Below are 15,573 nucleotides of genomic sequence, written 5' to 3'. Positions count from 1 at the left end.
GGGAGAAAAAAGAAATGGAATTTAGAAACAACGAAGCCATATACCTGCAGATAGCAGCATTTGTGAGCGAAAAGATATTAAGAGGCATCTGGTTGCCCGACGAGAAGATACCTTCGGTGCGCGACCTGGCCATCGAACTGGAGGTCAACCCGAATACCGTAATGCGTACCTACGAGTTTTTACAAAGCCAGGAAGTGATCTTCAACAAGCGCGGCATTGGCTTTTTTGTAGCTACCGATGGTATACAAAAAGTAAAAGCTTATCGCAAAGAGCGTTTTTTGCAACAGGACCTGCCGGAGTTTTTCAGGAACATCTACCTGCTGGATATCACACTCGAAGACCTTCAAAACAGGTACGAGAAATTTAAGTTGGACAACTTTAAACACGAGCAACAATGAAAACAAGCAATATATTTATTTTAAGCGCCTTTCTTATTTTAGTAATATCACTGGGTATATACAATACCGCGTTAAAGGCCGAATATCAAAAAGGCACCTACCGCGATCCTTTAAAAGATTATGTAAGCTACAAGCTTGATGGCTTTGACGAAGTGGAGATCAATTCGGCAGGGATGATGCATGTGACTATTCAACAGGGGCCCTTTTCGGTAAGAAAAACGAAATACTCGCAGGACTCGGTAAAGATCACTAAAGTTGGCAGCCGTTTAATGGTGAATATCGATCTTGATGCACAGCCATCTGTGACAAATCCGGATGGAACAGTCCGCATGGGCTATAATGAACTGATTATTACATGCCCCAAGCTGAACGTATTAAAAACCGATACTTATTATACCATTAAAGGTGCAAAGCCGGCTACGATGAATTTTACGGCATCGTATAATGGATGGGATCCCAATTCAATTGTGTTATCAAAATTTAAACAGGATAGCCTGTCGGTAAAGGAAATTGACGGCATGGTTATTATTAGATCCTGTGACCTGGGATTCCTTAACGCAGGCACCGAAAAAGGTTCGTACCTGGTCATTGAGAGTTGCAACCAGATTAAAAAGGCTGATCTGGCGATAAACGGATCAAGCACATTAAAAATGAGCGGTGCGGGCGTTCAGCAATTAAATTTTGCTGCGGCAGATAGTGCACACATCAGCTTATCGGGCTCGGTACTAAATCACCTTATCACTAAAAAGTAAAAGGAGAACCAGGGTTATGAAAAAGGTATTTATCAGCGGGCTCTTAGTATTGTTAGTGATCACCTGCTCGTTCAGTATGGGTATGGCCTGGTTCAATTTCAGCAGAGAAATGGGCTATACCACGTTTTTAAACCTGTCGGTAAATGTAAAGCTGGCTATTCCTCAACATAATCCAGGTCTTTTCCAAAACTCTCTTTCAACTGGCTCAGGGCAAACAATGCGATCAGTGTTAAAATAGCCATCATAATGTAACCGCTGTTGATCATAGCCGGCCCCTGGCGTGGGTCGTTAGGCCCGCCGGGGTTGAATTGCTTCACAAAGAACAGGAAAGAGATAGAAATAGGAATCAAAGCTCCACGAACAAAGTTAGGCACTGTTGTAGTAACCGTTGCCCGCAGGTTGGTGCCAAACTGCTCTGAGGCTATGGTTACAAATGTTGCCCAGTAACCCACGCAGGTGCCCATAAAAAGGCATAACCAGATAAACTGCTTTTGTGTGATGCCGGCAGCATTTAAGTAGCACACCACGCTCACCACGGATATCAAGAGGAATACCAGCATAGTAAGCTTACGCGAACGGGTGATCTGCGACAGCAAGCCTGCAAATACACCACCGACAGATATACCGATATATGTCCACATGATACCTGTGCCCGCGCTTAGAGGCGTCGGCGCACCTAAGGCTTTACCAAATTCGGGCGAAAGGGTGATCAGGATACCAACTACAAACCATAAAGGCATGCCGATCAAAATACAGCAAAGATATTTCCAGAAGCGCTTGCCGTTATTAAACAACATCACAACATCGCCTTTTGATATCTCCTCGCTTTTTTCAACCTGTTTAAACATACCCGATTCGAAAGTGCCTAAGCGCAGCAGTAAAAGTAACACACCTAAGCCACCGCCAATAAAATAAGCTTTTTGCCACCCAAAATGCGCGGCCTGTGCAGCTGCGACTGCGCCAAACAAACCAATAATCGCAACTAATGAAGTGCCGTATCCGCGATTTTCCTTGCTCATGGTTTCGGTAACCAGGGTAATGCCCGCGCCAAGCTCGCCAGCCAGGCCGATACCGGCTATAAAGCGGATAAGCGCATAGGTGTTCACATCGCCAACAAAGCCATTAGCAAAATTGGCTATCGAGTACAATAAAATAGAGCCGAACAAAACTTTGATACGACCGAACTTATCCCCGATAATTCCCCAGATAATACCGCCTATCAGCAGCCCGCCCATTTGCACGTTTTGGATAAACAGGCCTTTCTCGAGTATCTGATCGGCCGGAACGCCGATGGCAGCCAGGCTGTCTTTGCGCAGAATGGAGAAGATCAGCAGATCGTAGATATCGACGAAATAGCCCAGTGCTGCTACAAGCACCAGGAATACAACGTTCCTCGAAATTTTGTTGGTAGTAGTATCGGTCATTTACGGGTTGATTATTGGTGGCCTAAAATAAACATTCGGCATAAAAGCATAAAAAAACCCCTGAAAAATTTTCAGGGGTCCAAATTCTATGGTTGATGTATCAATTATACCTTCTTTACATTCACTGCTTGCAGTCCCTTTCTGCCCTCTTCCACCTCATATTCTACGTTATCGTTATCCTTGATCGCATTTACGCCGCCTTGTACATCTTTAAAATGCACAAACAGATCTTTGCCTTCTTCGGTAACGATGAAACCATAACCTTTTTGAGTGTTAAACCATTTTACTTTTCCAGTTTTCATAATAAAAATAATAGTATAGTTATAAAATAATTAAGCTTAAACTTTACCGAACTGAAAAATGAAACTTATCAGAAAGGGAATCAGACAATTAAGCGTGTAAAATCAAAGATATAAAATTAACAATTAATTGCAAGAAAAATTATTTATTTGGTTGAGGCGTGATTCTGAGGTATGGTTTTACCGCTGTATAGCCCTTCGGAAACTTAGCCGGAATGTCTTCGGTTTTAATCGCCGGCACTACAACAACATCTTCCCCATCCTTCCAATCCACCGGGGTAGCCACGCTGTAATTGGCGGTTAGCTGCAGCGAATCGATTACCCTTAGTATCTCCTGGAAATTACGACCGGTTGATGCCGGGTAAGTAATGATCAGTTTTACAGTTTTATCGGGTGCGATGATGAACAACGAGCGTACGGTGGCATTTACAGAAGCATTCGGGTGGATCATATCATACGCTTCGGATATCTTGCGGTCGGCATCGGCAATGATCGGGAAGTTTACCTCAACGCCCTGGGTTTCGTTAATGTCTTTAATCCAGCCGTCGTGCGATTCGACCGAATCAACGCTCAGCGCCAAAACTTTAACATTGCGCTTGGTAAACTCATCTTTTAAAGCAGCCGTACGGCCCAACTCCGTGGTACAAACCGGTGTGTAATCGCCAGGGTGCGAAAATAATACGCCCCAGCTATCTCCTAAATAATCGTAAAAAGTAAGTTCGCCTTGTGAGGTTTTTGCTGTGAAATTTGGTGCGGTATCGCCTAATCTTAAACTCATGATATGGTTATTGTTAAATAATGTCGACTAATTTAATAGATTAAAACAAATCTACGTGCTATAAACGTATTTTGAAATTTTATTTTAAAAATATGAGATAAAACAAACAGAAGCGCAATTACTTTATTTTTTTGCCCGTTCGAGCAGGCCGTCAATTATAAAATCGATATTTAACAGATGCTGTGCGAGGTTTTGAATTTGGTTTTCAAGGTTACTGCCATCAATGCTTACCCAACCCTCCATTAAAGTAAGCGGCCCGAATGCGGTGCTCACATTTGGCCACTGATCTTCAAACTGTTTAAACTGCTTACGAAATTCATCAGCAAAATCGCGGCTTTTTAATTTATAAGCATTTAACTCCCTTAGCTTTAAGGCATGGATATTATAGTACAGTTTGTTTTTGCTGAGCGTTTCGTCATTTAGCCAGACCGAGAAAAAGATAGCGCTTTGAAACGGGATATCATCATCGTTTCTCCAGGAGGACTTTTGGATTTTCAGGGCAACCGAGTTGAGCCATACCCCTGCTTTCAGCTCAAGGCCTTTTTGTTTAAAGGTAGTAAGATCAAGGCCGCCCAGCGCTTTTTGAAAAAGTTTTAAATATCGATCCGTTAGCATTACAGGGTAGTATTTTATGGGTATTTTAAGTAGTTTTTGACTTTTAAATTTTGAATTTTGACTTCAAAACACATGGGTATTTATGGGTGTTTTTAATGAGCTTTTCGTAAAAACCCTCTAAATTTAACTCCCAAAGCACTTTTTACTAATTTCATACCCATCAATCACATGGGTATAACATGGGTATTGATGGGTATACCCATGTGTTGTTTTCTGCTCAATTTGTACTATGGTTTTCATCATCTAAACCATACAATATACACAAAATTAACAACTTATACAAATTAGCATTTAATGTGCTTCTAGTCTTGCCTCCCGCTTCTTGTCTCTTGCCTCTGATTACCCCTCCTCAGCCCACGGTCGGTGTTGTCACCGACCATCCGTAAACTACTTCTCCTCCCCCTTAACCACTATCGGCACCTGATAGTAATTATTGTAAAATATCAAAAAGCCAATCAGCAATATCAGCGGGACAATCACCCAGATCAGCTTAAACATAATGAGCCAGAAGATCAGCACAAACATGCCCGGCACCCATTGCATATATTTATCCATGTTTAAGCCAAACAGGTATAAAAAGCTGTGATACAGCAAAGTAACGCTGATACCGAAAGCAAATAAACCAACGGCCATCAGTGGTGAAAAACGGGTGAACAGCCAGACACCTTCGGGCAGCAACAACAGCAGGTAAACGGCCGCAAAAGAGTAAAACAGCTTAAAGCGCGAATACGGAAGGTTTCGCGAAAAAATAAGGAAAGTTTCTTCAAACTTGCGTTCTTCAAATATCACAATGGCATGCGCCATGGCAATGGCTAAAACTGCAATACCTGCCACACGTATATCGTGGCTCACATCGGCAAAAAGCAAAAATACGCCATTGATGATCAGGTACGATAATGCTTTGGTGATCAGATAGGTTAGTTTGAGTTTATCAAGCACATGATAGATGTACAGGCTGAAGTAAGGCTTTTTCCATTTAGCGATGATTTTGATAAGGAACGATTGCTTACTTCCGTCTATCAAACGATTTACCATTCTCACATAAAACCATGAACTTAAGCAAATTATAAAAACTAAATAAAGTACAATTGCTATCGCCGCTAAATAGTAATGGTGCCTTACAGCCACGCCGCAGCTTACCCCGGCATAAGCCAGCACGGGTAAATTAATGGTCGCCTGCACCATGGCCCAGCTGATAAGCTGTTTAGATTTTGTGTAAGATGTGCTGCTGTAAAAAAGGAAGGATTGTTGTACAGCAAACAATTGCCCGGTTACATAATGCCAGCCTTTAAGCGTATACAACAGCCAGATGCCGAATACAACGGCCATCATGGCCGGGCTGGTGATAAAAGCCAGCATCAGCGAGATGTGGTAGCCGATAACCTGCGAGGGTTCCACCAGCCCGAATAATACCAAAAACAGGAAAAACAGTATCCCGGCATGCACGCGGTAAAAACCGGCGGAGAATATTTTGAGCAGCACACGGGTTAATGGCGCATTCATCAGCCGATGAATTTGAGTGTTTGATCTTCAACCAGCAATTGCCGCGCTTCGGGTAAAATATCAGCATCCAGCGCCTGGTGAGATGTGAGCAGGAATGTTGTGCCATAATTGCGATGGCTGTCGCCTATCCAGCTGTACAAAATCTCCAGCGAAGCGGTATCGATGGTGATCAGGGGCTCATCCAGCAAAATTAATTTAGGCCGGCCTAAAAAAGCAAGCAGCAGTGATAGTTTTTTAAGCATCCCGCTCGAGTAAGTGCCCACTGGCCTGCCCACAAAGCCCCGCATCTTCATACTGTCGATCAGGCCTTGCTCCTGCCCTTTTTCGCCATCTTTGGCAGACACGAACAGATCGATGAGCTCGGTACCTGTAATAAACTCCGGGAACAAGGCTTCGGCCTCGCTAAAATTCACCAGTTTGCGGTAAGCAACGGCATCGTTTTTTAAGCTGATCGAGCTGTCCAGCAAGATATCACCATCGAAAGCCAAAATACCCGCTACCGATTTGAGCATGGTACTTTTACCCGAGCCGTTTACGCCTTTTACCCAGTAAATGCCGGGCTCGAGCGTCAGATCGGGTATCTTTAACGCCGGGTACGCGCCGTACGACTTTTTAAAGTTTTTGAAGCTTAACATTATCGATTAGATGGTTAGCCCAAGGCTTTGTTACGCGTTACGAATAGCGCCCATCACCAATGCATCATAAAACTCGCGGATATCCATACCGGCCGCCCGCACCTGCTGCGGTATCAGGCTGGCTTCGGTTTGCCCGGGTGTAGTATTGATCTCGATGAAATAAAAATCGCCGGTGTTCTCCTGCAGGATAAAATCCAAACGCGTCATACCATGGCAGTTCAAACGCAGGTAAACTTCGCGCACAATGCGGGCAATGGCAGTGTTTTGCTCTTCGGTCAAATCGGCAGGGGTAATCTCTTTCGACATGCCGCTGGTATATTTGGCTTCATAATCAAAAAACTCCTTGGTGCTCAATATTTCGGTAGCCGGCAAAACTACCAGTTCGCCATGTAAACGGGCTATGCCGATGCTAAACTCACGTCCTTTAATAAATTCTTCAACCAGTATCTGGTTATCTTCTTTAAAAGCTCTTTCCAGTGCTTCAGGTAAACCGGCAATATTGTGCACTTTACTCATACCTACGCTGCTGCCGCCGTTGTTGGGTTTGATAAACAGCGGGAATTTTAGCCGGTTAGCTACAGTAGCCACATCGTGCCCGTCGTGGTTAAACAGTTGCATCGATTTAGCCGTATGCAGCCCCTCAATCCCGTGTACAATAGCCTTGGTGTAAGCCTTGTTCATGGTAATGGCCGATGTTGTGGCATCGCAGGTATTATAGGGTACGCCCAGCATATCCAGGTAGCCCTGCAGCTTGCCGTCTTCGCCCGGAGTGCCGTGCACCGTAATAAAAGCAAAATCGAATTTGATTTTTTTGCCATCCAGCATCAGGCTAAAATCGTTCTTATCCACGGATACTTTCGTACCATTACCGGCAACATAAAACCAGTCGCCCCGCGTGATCAGAATAGTATAAACCTTATATTTTTCGGGTTTGAGGTTTTCGGCAATATATTTCGCGCTTTTGATCGATACTTCATACTCGCCGCTGAAACCACCGGCCATCAAGGCAACATTCTGGATACTCATAATTAAAATAGATGGTGTTAGTAAATTAGCTTAATGCTTCATCAAAGAAACATATTTATTAGCTATTGCCACAAATGTAAATGGAAATTGCCATGCTAATTTGAAATTTTTCAACTATGTTTGAGTGCTGATTTGAGTAAAATACAGCAAGCTTATATATTTTACGATGAGTAAATTTGTAGACTATCTTAAAACCAAACAGTTCTATATCAACCTGGGTGCGGCTATAGGCAGCGTAATCGTTATCATCACCATTATTTTCTTAAGCCTGGGCTACTATACACGCCATGGTTCGGGTATACCTGTGCCTGCATTAGTCGGTACAAATATTGATCAGGCTACCGCATTACTGGATCAGCAGGGATTCAAATACCAGATAGATTCGGTTTATGTAGCCGATAAGGCGCCGGGAACGATCATTATACAGGACCCTGATGCGGGCACGAATGTTAAAGAGAACCGCACCATATATTTAACTGTAGTTAAAAGCCTGGCTCCCAATGTATCTCTCCCCGATCTGACACAAGATACTTACAACACTGCAGTAGCGAACATCAAAAACTTCGGTTTAAAAATCGGCGATACAACGTACGCGCACGATATTGCCCGCGACCGTGTATTGCAGGTTAAATTTGCAGGACAGATTATTACTCCGGGCACCAAGATACCTAAGGGCTCGCGTATTGATCTTGTATTGGGCGATGGCAAAGGCGCAAGCGAAGTGATTGTTCCCGATTTGGTTGGGCAGGATTTTGATGCTGCCAAATTTGTGATCAGCAATTCGGGATTGGTACTTGGGACGGTAGATTACGGTGTAATTACCGATTCGACCAAAATGGTAGTAGAGTCGCAGGTGCCTGCTAAAGGCGATTCGACCAATAAAGTGAGTATCGGTACACGTATCAACCTCAAGGTTGTACAGAAAAATTAAGGATGGATATCACTGCCGACGAATTGAAGCAGCGGTTAGATGCCGGCGAACACCTGCATTTGCTGGATGTGCGCGACGAGCTGGAATACCACACCTTTAACACCGGTGCAATAAACATCCCCCTTGGCCGTTTAGCAACCAGTTTCGATGACCTGGAATGGGACCGGGACGAAGAAATTATCGTGATGTGTAAGATCGGGCTGCGCAGCAATACCGGTAAACAGATATTACAGCAAAACGGTTATACCAACGTACGAAATCTGAAGGGCGGTTTAATCGCACTTCAACGACTGAATACAAGCATTTAATACAGATTATGACTGGAAAGAAAAACAGCTCCGGCGGAGGCCGTAAGTTTATCATAGCCCTGGTGCTTATCATTATTGTGGCACTGGCAGGCACAGGTATATTTTACTACCTGCGCTATTTCGGGCCTAACGTAACCGGCAAACAGGAATATTTATACATCCATACAGGTGCTACTTTTAACGATGTTTATGCCGATATGAATAAAGAAGGTATGTTGCGAGACAGCGTATCATTCAGGGATGCGGCCATCAGCATGCATTATATCAATAACGTTAAGCCCGGCCGCTACCATCTGCACGAAGGGATGAGCAACCGCAAGCTGATCAACATGCTCAAATCAGGCACGCAGGAACCGGTGACCATCGCCATCAAAAACCTGCGGCTTAAAGAGGATTTTGCCGGCTTTATGTCGAAAAAGCTTGAAGCCGATTCGGCATCGATTATTCATTTACTGGATTCATCAGCATACGTACAGCAGTTCGGCTTTACGCCTGAAAACGTGTACACCATGATCTTGCCTAACACTTACGAGTTTAAGTGGAACAGTTCGCCGCGTAAAATATTCAGCAAACTTTTCGGCGAATACCAAAAGTTCTGGACACCGGAAAGAAAGTTAAAAGCATCCGAAATTAAACTGAACCCTATTAAGGTAACCATCTTGGCCTCGATCGTGGATGCCGAAGCTTTACACGACAGCGAAATGCCGACCATAGCAGGCCTATACCTTAACCGGATGAAAAAAGGCATGAAGCTCGAAGCCGACCCGACCGTGATCTTCGCCCTGCACGATTTCAGCATCCACCGGGTATTAAAGCACCAACTGGCTACCAACTCGCCATATAATACTTATATGTATACCGGTCTGCCGCCAGGCCCTATCATGATGCCGTCGCTTAACGCTATCAATTCGGTATTGGATTATCAGCATCACGATTACCTTTACATGTGCGCCAAACCCGATTTTTCTGGTTATACTAATTTTGCTGCTACGCCGGCTCAGCACCAGATCAATGCACGTGCGTTCCAGGAAGCGCTCAACAAACGCAATATCAAACACTGATGTTTGTCAACACTACAAAACTGCGTGTACGCTACGGCGAAACCGACCAGATGGGCTATATGTATTACGGCAATTATGCCCAGTTCTACGAAGTTGGACGTGTGGAGATGCTCCGCAGCCTCGGCCTCACCTACCGAGGTATGGAAGAGTTTGGTGTGATGATGCCGGTACTTGAGTTAAAATGCCGCTACATTAAACCAGCGTTGTACGATGAGGAGATCAGCATTAAAGTAATTATGGAAACCATGCCCGGGGTGCGCATCCATTTCAAATACGAATTATCCAACGAACAGGGCGAACTGATCAACGTGGGCGAAACCCTCATGGTATTTGTAGATATGAAGACCAAACGCCCCTGCATGGCCCCGCAATATTTTTTAGATAAAATGCGCCCGTATTTTGCGTAAGTTTGGGTAAATGGATTGGCTGCACCGGTTTTTATTAAGATTTAAATTCTATCAGTATTTTTTAGACTGGCTGAAGGTTATCATCATCCCAGGTTTCCGTCCGTTGCCCGTATACACGGTAGCGTCTTTCTTTTTTGCCGAAGTAAAACAGTATTCGCTGGTTAACAAGGCATCATCTTTAGCTTACAGCTTTTTACTGGCCATATTTCCGGGCATCATTTTTCTGTTCACGCTTATCCCCTACGTACCGTTCGATCATTTCCAGAAAAACCTTCTGGACTTGTTACAACTGATCCTGCCGAATAATGCCTATGTAGCCTTCCGGTCGACTATCGAGGATGTGGTAAAAAAGCAGAACCTGAGTTTGCTTTCAACCGGTTTTTTATCAGCTATGCTGTTTGCCACCAACGGCGTTAACAAACTGATGAGGGAGTTTAATAAATCGTCGCTTATTCAGGAAACACGGAGTTGGTATCGCCGCCGCTGGATAGCACTGGTGCTCACTGTATTGATCTCCTTATCGCTCTTTGTTGCCATTATTATCATGGTTATCAGTCAGAGCGTTATCGGCTATATCCAGTTTGCATTTAATTCCAACAGCCGGCTTTGGATCTACCTCATCACGCTGTCGCGCTGGCTGATTGTGATTGTTTTATACTGGCTAACCGTTTCTATACTATACCGCTACGGCCCTGCACATAAGCTGCGATGGAAGTTTATGACCCCCGGCTCTATTATGGCTACTTTCCTGGCCATACTAACTTCTTTAGGCTTTTCTTTTTATATCAACAATTTCTCGGCCTATAACAAAATATATGGCTCCATCGGTACATTGATCGTGGTGATGATCTGGCTGTATTTTAACTCTATGATCGTACTGCTTGGCTTCGAACTTAACGCCAGTATCGATCTTTCGAAACGTACTGTGAAGATTGTCAAGCCTAAGTTTAACACTTTCCGCTCGTCAAAAACTTAACAGTTGCTTAATAAACATACTGTAATGCAGGTGTTTAAACACCTGTTTAAAAAAGATAAAATCAAATTTGCCAATTCACCGTGGTTTTGTACTTTTGCCCCCGGAGAGTTGGCAGAGTGGTCGATTGCGGCAGTCTTGAAAACTGTTGACTGTAACAGGTCCTGGGGTTCGAATCCCTAACTCTCCGCTGAGCAAGGTACTCGCAAGTTGCGAAAGATTTTAAGCCCATTGTTAAAATATAACAATGGGCTTTTTTATGCTCAATAGTTAACTTTAGTTGTATTAATAAATTACTATATAAAAACCCAACAATAGATAGAAAAGTGCATTCCAAACTTTTCGTGTAGCATCACCTGATATATTAAGTGTGCATAAGAACAACTGTCGCTTTAATGACAGGTGCTTTTTCAATTATTTTAAAAAAAGCAAACAATTATTGTAACATTATTCAGGTCTTTACGATTAGAGTGTAAAAGAAAGTATATAAGCCATCGGATTACAACAAATGGTCAGAGAAGAAGAATTAATAGCCATGTGCAAGCGCGGGAAACCGACAGCTTATACTGAACTATATCATCAACATGCGACCGTGGTTTATAATTCAATAGTACGACTGATCGATCATACCGGTGAAGCAGAGGATATTTTACAGGATAGTTTTGTGGCAGCATTTCAGGGCATAGCAGGTTTTAAAAGCACCGGCGGATTCAGGGCCTGGGTGAAAAGAATAGCTATCAATAAATCCATAGATCTTGTCCGAAAAAGAAAACTAAGGTTTGTGGAACTGGAAGTCGGTCAGCTTTCTGAAATGGACGTTGACCCAGTTGATGAAGAACTGTTTGAATTTACAATCGATGCGATAGACAATGCTATAGCGACACTACCCGTCGGATACCGCACCATATTTAATTTGTTTGCCATTGAAAATATACCTCATGCTGAAATAGCAGTAATGCTGGGCCTGGAACCTACAACGGTAAGAACACAATATCACCGGGCTAAGCAAAAAATATTAAATACCCTTAAACAAGGAGGTTATTATGAAAAATAATTTGGAAAATTTCATATACAAGAACCGGGATACGCTCGACAATAAAGTGCCCCCGCCCCATGTGCTGGATCATATCCTGGCGCAAATGCATGCAGACAAAAAAGAGCGGCCTGCCGGTATTTTAATTTCATCCCGGGCTATCAGGTGGGCCGCAGCAGCCCTGATCCTGCTCATCGGCGCTGTCACTTTTCTCACGCTTCGTAAACCTGCACAAAATGTTGCAATAGCAGCTAAAACAACTATTATTCCTCCGAAAGCCGAACAAGCAACCCATAAAAGCGACTTAGCGACGGAAGGGACTCTTGAAGCAGTCGACAATGATTTAAAAAAACGTAAACAGGTGCTTGCAGCCGGGCTTAAAGCACAAAACTCCCCCTTAAAGGAACATGTAATCTTTATCGGATTACATAATATGGAGTCTTCTGCAAGCCGGATCAACGCGGTCGCAAGCCTTGATCAATTGAAAAATAAAGACAATGATGTGGTCAATGCGCTGGTACAAACCTTAAACAATGATCCGAACACTAACGTACGGTTAGCTGCACTGGATGGCCTTGCCCGCTTTTACCAGGAAAAACAGGTAAGAAAACAACTGGTCAGCTCTCTAAAAAAACAAAAGGACCCCATTGTACAGATCGTGATGATTAACCTGCTAACACGCATCAAAGAGTCGGGCATTCTCACAGAACTGGAAAAAATGGTTAATGACGAGAATACGTATAAAGCCGTCAAGGATTGTGCCTATTCAGGTATTCGGGAACTAAAAACATTATAATGAAAAAGCATTTCATCACCCTAGTATTCAGCCTTTTTGTAAATCTTGTCCTGGCACAGGAATATAAGATCAATAAAGCCAATGGAAAGCTAATGATCAGCCTTTCCGCGGTAACCGTCGAAGGTTATGAAGGCAAGCAGATCATTTTCAGCTCACTGACCAAAGATGCCCGGGCCCGGGGGTTACACGCCATCAACGGTTCAGCCTATACTGATAACACCGGCCTGGGTATCAGCGTAGTAGAAAAAGGTTCAACGGTTGAGGTGAATCAAGTAGCGTATAATGACCTTAACATTAAGATCTTAGTCCCTAAAAATGTTATTCTTTCTTTTGTAGGTCATGCCATCGCAACAGCAGGACCTGTAAAATTCAGGAACCTGCAGAATGAAATTGAAATTTCCGCAGACCATAATCCCGTCAGCCTGGAAAATGTCAGCGGGCCGATCATCGTCCGGACCCTTTACGAGCCTATTGAGGTTAAATTGACCAGCCCCATTAAAGGTCCGATATCCATCGTTTCTATTTACTCGACCGTCGAGCTTAGCGTCCCGGTTGATATAAAAGCCAATGTCAAATTGAGCAGTTCGCATGGCGAGTTGCTGGCGGCGCCGGAAATTAAAATAGTGCGCGACAGCGCAGCACCCGGAAGTTTGACCGAACTGAACGGTAAGATCAATGGCGGAGGCATCGATATTAAGCTGAGCTCCGCATACGGACAAATTTACCTGCGCAGGTCTCCATAGCGCAGGCTATAGTCAATTCATTCATTTATTATTTAAACTTTTTAACATGAAAAATTTATTCATAGGCATTTGCTGTGCCTTTTCCATTGGTGCTAATGCGCAAACAACCATCAATAAATCTTATCCGGTACAGCCAGGGCAACCGATAAATCTGAACTTTGATTATCCAGTAATAAAAATCAGTACCTGGGAAAAAAATGAGGTCTCGGTTATTGCCAGCGTCAAAATAAACAACGGTACCAATGATAATGCATTTGTACTTGATGAGCAAACCATCAATGGCGCAATAACCATAAACGCTCACATTAAAAACATAGAGCAATTGCCACACCGTTATGTTATTGTTCGTGACGGAAAAAAAACATTTTTCCAATCAAAAACCGAATTCCTGGAAGCGCAGAAAAGCGGTGGTGTGGAGCAAGCCTTTGCCGATATGGATATTGATATTGTCGCAGAAGTAAAAGTACCGGCACAGGCCGCAACAACCATTAAGTCACTTTATGGGATGGTCGAATTGACGAATTTTGCGGCTCCGGTTACCATTGATGCGACCTATGGCGGTATAGATGCGACCATCGTACCAAACCGTACCGGCAAGTTACAGGCAATCACCAATTACGGCCAAATATTAACCAATCTGCCTATGAAGCTGACAGATCATGCCGACCGGGATTTTTTCCATTCCATTACCGCGGAAATAGGGCAAGGTCCCGCTTACACTTTTAAATCTGCTTATGGCAAAATCTATATCAGAAAATAACATGAAAAGCGATTTAAAAATATATAACTGGCTGGCTATTGGCCTGATGGCATGCACAATTTACCCGGCAAATGCACAGCTAAAAACTTTTAGCGGACAAAATATGCCGGTCAAACGGTTAGAGCGGTTTATCAGTCAACAAATGGATTCTCTTGGAATGCCAGCTTTATCCATTGCATTCATCAGCAACAATAAAATTATTTATCACAAAGCATGGGGTATTAATGATGTCAATACCCGGACGCCGGTGAATGACGCTTCTATCTTTGAGGCGGCGTCGATGTCCAAAACAGCATTTACCTATTGGGTAATGCAAATGGCAGAGAAAGGCAAGTTAAATTTGGACACCCCATTATATCGCTACCTGCCTTATCCGGATATCGCGCAGGATAAACGCTACAAGTTAATAACTGCGCGGATGGTGCTGAGCCACCAGGCTGGGTTCCCGAATTGGCGCTATTTTGAAAAACCGGATTCAGCATTACACGTCAAGTACGGCGATCTTTGGCTGAAATTTACACCCGGCACCCAATTCGCCTATTCTGGTGAAGGTTATCATTATTTGGCTCAGGTTGTAGCCTATTTAAACCATGTTGATTTAAAAACATTGAATACGCTGTATCAGCAAGAGGTCTCCCGGCCGTTCGGACTCCAACACTTTTACTTCAGCGGAAACAGCTATATAACCCAACATAAAGTTAGTGGACATAGTAAAGGAAAAAGCATCGGACGACCCTGGCCCATATCCTTTCCGAAACAGGATTCAAGTTGGTTCGGGGCAGCAGGGGGCTTGCATACAGAATCAATGGATTACGCGCGTTTCCTGATTGCCCTGATGGAACATAAAGGTATCCGTAAAACCAGTTTGGACGAAATGCTGAAAGAACAGGTAAAGGTACCGCCAACCGATGACGCATTCACCAGTGGTGAAAAGGCATGGGGCCTGGGAATTGCGATCATGCCAACAGTTTATGGAACGATCTATGAACATGGGGGCAACAATGGTGATTTTCAGTCGGGTTTTAAATACTTAAAAGCCAGAAGAACTGGTTTTGTGTTTTTCACCAACTGTGACAAAGGAAGTATATTCAACAATAACCTAACCGCCTTTATGATGGCGCATTAGTTTAA

At 43.6% G+C, this 15,573-nt stretch carries 19 protein-coding genes and 1 tRNA gene; 13 read left to right on the top strand and 7 right to left on the bottom strand.

Annotation, left to right across the window (positions count from 1 at the left end; all coding sequences use genetic code 11):
- Positions 1-14: 14 nt before the first annotated feature.
- Positions 15-398 carry a GntR family transcriptional regulator gene (locus BEL04_RS03650; protein ID WP_066000325.1) on the top strand — a complete coding sequence of 128 codons (384 nt, stop codon included), beginning with the start codon at positions 15-17 and terminating at the stop codon, positions 396-398.
- Positions 395-1,150: a hypothetical protein gene (locus BEL04_RS03645; protein ID WP_066000323.1), complete on the top strand. Its 756-nt coding sequence runs from the start codon at positions 395-397 to the stop codon at positions 1,148-1,150. The genes BEL04_RS03650 and BEL04_RS03645 overlap by 4 nt, the downstream gene beginning before the upstream one ends.
- Positions 1,151-1,305: 155 nt before the next feature.
- Here the strand turns inward: BEL04_RS03645 and BEL04_RS03640 are convergent, their stop codons facing one another.
- The 7 genes from BEL04_RS03640 to BEL04_RS03610 all read right to left on the bottom strand — a co-directional run bounded on the left by BEL04_RS03640 (position 1,306) and on the right by BEL04_RS03610 (position 7,430).
- Positions 1,306-2,574 carry an MFS transporter gene (locus tag BEL04_RS03640; protein ID WP_066000321.1) on the bottom strand — a complete coding sequence of 423 codons (1,269 nt, stop codon included), beginning with the start codon at positions 2,572-2,574 and terminating at the stop codon, positions 1,306-1,308.
- A 104-nt stretch (positions 2,575-2,678) separates the two neighbouring features.
- On the bottom strand, positions 2,679-2,876 hold the full coding sequence (locus BEL04_RS03635) for a cold-shock protein (RefSeq protein ID WP_066000319.1): 198 nt from the start codon (positions 2,874-2,876) through the stop codon (positions 2,679-2,681).
- A 139-nt stretch (positions 2,877-3,015) separates the two neighbouring features.
- Positions 3,016-3,651 carry a peroxiredoxin gene (locus BEL04_RS03630; RefSeq protein ID WP_066000317.1) on the bottom strand — a complete coding sequence of 212 codons (636 nt, stop codon included), beginning with the start codon at positions 3,649-3,651 and terminating at the stop codon, positions 3,016-3,018.
- A gap of 123 nt (positions 3,652-3,774) precedes the next feature.
- Positions 3,775-4,266: a hypothetical protein gene (locus BEL04_RS03625; RefSeq protein ID WP_066000315.1), complete on the bottom strand. Its 492-nt coding sequence runs from the start codon at positions 4,264-4,266 to the stop codon at positions 3,775-3,777.
- 387 nt (positions 4,267-4,653) lie between these two features.
- Positions 4,654-5,769: a hypothetical protein gene (locus BEL04_RS03620; RefSeq protein WP_066000312.1), complete on the bottom strand. Its 1,116-nt coding sequence runs from the start codon at positions 5,767-5,769 to the stop codon at positions 4,654-4,656.
- A complete protein-coding gene (locus BEL04_RS03615) occupies positions 5,769-6,404 on the bottom strand; it encodes an ATP-binding cassette domain-containing protein (RefSeq protein ID WP_066000310.1) in 636 nt (211 codons plus the stop codon). The genes BEL04_RS03620 and BEL04_RS03615 overlap by 1 nt, the downstream gene beginning before the upstream one ends.
- Positions 6,405-6,434: 30 nt before the next feature.
- Entirely contained in the window at positions 6,435-7,430 is a 996-nt protein-coding gene (locus BEL04_RS03610) for a D-alanine--D-alanine ligase (RefSeq protein WP_066000308.1), read from the bottom strand.
- Between the two features lie 166 nt (positions 7,431-7,596).
- On the opposite strand from BEL04_RS03610, the gene BEL04_RS03605 reads away from it, so the two are divergent.
- The 11 genes from BEL04_RS03605 to BEL04_RS03555 all read left to right on the top strand — a co-directional run bounded on the left by BEL04_RS03605 (position 7,597) and on the right by BEL04_RS03555 (position 15,568).
- Positions 7,597-8,361: a PASTA domain-containing protein gene (locus BEL04_RS03605; protein WP_066000306.1), complete on the top strand. Its 765-nt coding sequence runs from the start codon at positions 7,597-7,599 to the stop codon at positions 8,359-8,361.
- 2 nt (positions 8,362-8,363) lie between these two features.
- Positions 8,364-8,669 (top strand): rhodanese-like domain-containing protein, encoded by a 306-nt coding sequence (locus tag BEL04_RS03600; protein WP_066000304.1) that lies wholly within the window; start codon positions 8,364-8,366, stop codon positions 8,667-8,669.
- Positions 8,670-8,677: 8 nt separating this feature from the next.
- Entirely contained in the window at positions 8,678-9,730 is a 1,053-nt protein-coding gene (gene mltG / locus BEL04_RS03595; protein ID WP_066000301.1) for an endolytic transglycosylase MltG, read from the top strand.
- On the top strand, positions 9,730-10,137 hold the full coding sequence (locus tag BEL04_RS03590; protein WP_066000300.1) for a thioesterase family protein: 408 nt from the start codon (positions 9,730-9,732) through the stop codon (positions 10,135-10,137). Before mltG ends, BEL04_RS03590 begins: the two co-directional genes overlap by 1 nt.
- A 10-nt stretch (positions 10,138-10,147) precedes the next feature.
- Entirely contained in the window at positions 10,148-11,113 is a 966-nt protein-coding gene (locus BEL04_RS03585) for a YihY/virulence factor BrkB family protein (RefSeq protein WP_066000299.1), read from the top strand.
- A gap of 102 nt (positions 11,114-11,215) precedes the next feature.
- Positions 11,216-11,300: transfer RNA gene (locus BEL04_RS03580), tRNA-Ser, on the top strand.
- Between the two features lie 318 nt (positions 11,301-11,618).
- Positions 11,619-12,164, top strand: a complete 546-nt coding sequence (locus BEL04_RS03575) for an RNA polymerase sigma factor (RefSeq protein ID WP_066000297.1) — start codon at positions 11,619-11,621, stop codon at positions 12,162-12,164.
- Entirely contained in the window at positions 12,154-12,939 is a 786-nt protein-coding gene (locus tag BEL04_RS03570; RefSeq protein ID WP_066000295.1) for a HEAT repeat domain-containing protein, read from the top strand. The genes BEL04_RS03575 and BEL04_RS03570 overlap by 11 nt, the downstream gene beginning before the upstream one ends.
- Positions 12,939-13,682 carry a hypothetical protein gene (locus BEL04_RS03565; RefSeq protein ID WP_066000293.1) on the top strand — a complete coding sequence of 248 codons (744 nt, stop codon included), beginning with the start codon at positions 12,939-12,941 and terminating at the stop codon, positions 13,680-13,682. The genes BEL04_RS03570 and BEL04_RS03565 overlap by 1 nt, the downstream gene beginning before the upstream one ends.
- A 46-nt stretch (positions 13,683-13,728) precedes the next feature.
- Entirely contained in the window at positions 13,729-14,442 is a 714-nt protein-coding gene (locus BEL04_RS03560; RefSeq protein ID WP_066000292.1) for a hypothetical protein, read from the top strand.
- Position 14,443: 1 nt separating this feature from the next.
- Positions 14,444-15,568: a serine hydrolase gene (locus BEL04_RS03555; protein ID WP_175403992.1), complete on the top strand. Its 1,125-nt coding sequence runs from the start codon at positions 14,444-14,446 to the stop codon at positions 15,566-15,568.
- Positions 15,569-15,573 lie beyond the last annotated feature (5 nt).

This window comes from Mucilaginibacter sp. PPCGB 2223, from assembly GCF_001705515.1.
Lineage (GTDB): Bacteria > Bacteroidota > Bacteroidia > Sphingobacteriales > Sphingobacteriaceae > Mucilaginibacter.
Note: the sequence above shows the minus strand (reverse complement) of the source record. Positions and strands in the feature narration are given on the sequence as shown.

Coding starts and splice junctions, on each gene's coding strand:
- BEL04_RS03630 (WP_066000317.1), bottom strand. CDS start 3,651: ATGAGTTTAAGATTAGGCGATACCGCACCAAATTTCACAGCAAAAACC.
- BEL04_RS03555 (WP_175403992.1), top strand. CDS start 14,444: ATGAAAAGCGATTTAAAAATATATAACTGGCTGGCTATTGGCCTGATG.
- BEL04_RS03610 (WP_066000308.1), bottom strand. CDS start 7,430: ATGAGTATCCAGAATGTTGCCTTGATGGCCGGTGGTTTCAGCGGCGAG.
- BEL04_RS03640 (WP_066000321.1), bottom strand. CDS start 2,574: ATGACCGATACTACTACCAACAAAATTTCGAGGAACGTTGTATTCCTG.
- mltG (WP_066000301.1), top strand. CDS start 8,678: ATGACTGGAAAGAAAAACAGCTCCGGCGGAGGCCGTAAGTTTATCATA.
- BEL04_RS03585 (WP_066000299.1), top strand. CDS start 10,148: ATGGATTGGCTGCACCGGTTTTTATTAAGATTTAAATTCTATCAGTAT.
- BEL04_RS03645 (WP_066000323.1), top strand. CDS start 395: ATGAAAACAAGCAATATATTTATTTTAAGCGCCTTTCTTATTTTAGTA.
- BEL04_RS03600 (WP_066000304.1), top strand. CDS start 8,364: ATGGATATCACTGCCGACGAATTGAAGCAGCGGTTAGATGCCGGCGAA.
- BEL04_RS03560 (WP_066000292.1), top strand. CDS start 13,729: ATGAAAAATTTATTCATAGGCATTTGCTGTGCCTTTTCCATTGGTGCT.
- BEL04_RS03635 (WP_066000319.1), bottom strand. CDS start 2,876: ATGAAAACTGGAAAAGTAAAATGGTTTAACACTCAAAAAGGTTATGGT.
- BEL04_RS03605 (WP_066000306.1), top strand. CDS start 7,597: ATGAGTAAATTTGTAGACTATCTTAAAACCAAACAGTTCTATATCAAC.
- BEL04_RS03565 (WP_066000293.1), top strand. CDS start 12,939: ATGAAAAAGCATTTCATCACCCTAGTATTCAGCCTTTTTGTAAATCTT.
- BEL04_RS03620 (WP_066000312.1), bottom strand. CDS start 5,769: ATGAATGCGCCATTAACCCGTGTGCTGCTCAAAATATTCTCCGCCGGT.
- BEL04_RS03570 (WP_066000295.1), top strand. CDS start 12,154: ATGAAAAATAATTTGGAAAATTTCATATACAAGAACCGGGATACGCTC.
- BEL04_RS03650 (WP_066000325.1), top strand. CDS start 15: ATGGAATTTAGAAACAACGAAGCCATATACCTGCAGATAGCAGCATTT.
- BEL04_RS03575 (WP_066000297.1), top strand. CDS start 11,619: ATGGTCAGAGAAGAAGAATTAATAGCCATGTGCAAGCGCGGGAAACCG.
- BEL04_RS03625 (WP_066000315.1), bottom strand. CDS start 4,266: ATGCTAACGGATCGATATTTAAAACTTTTTCAAAAAGCGCTGGGCGGC.
- BEL04_RS03590 (WP_066000300.1), top strand. CDS start 9,730: ATGTTTGTCAACACTACAAAACTGCGTGTACGCTACGGCGAAACCGAC.
- BEL04_RS03615 (WP_066000310.1), bottom strand. CDS start 6,404: ATGTTAAGCTTCAAAAACTTTAAAAAGTCGTACGGCGCGTACCCGGCG.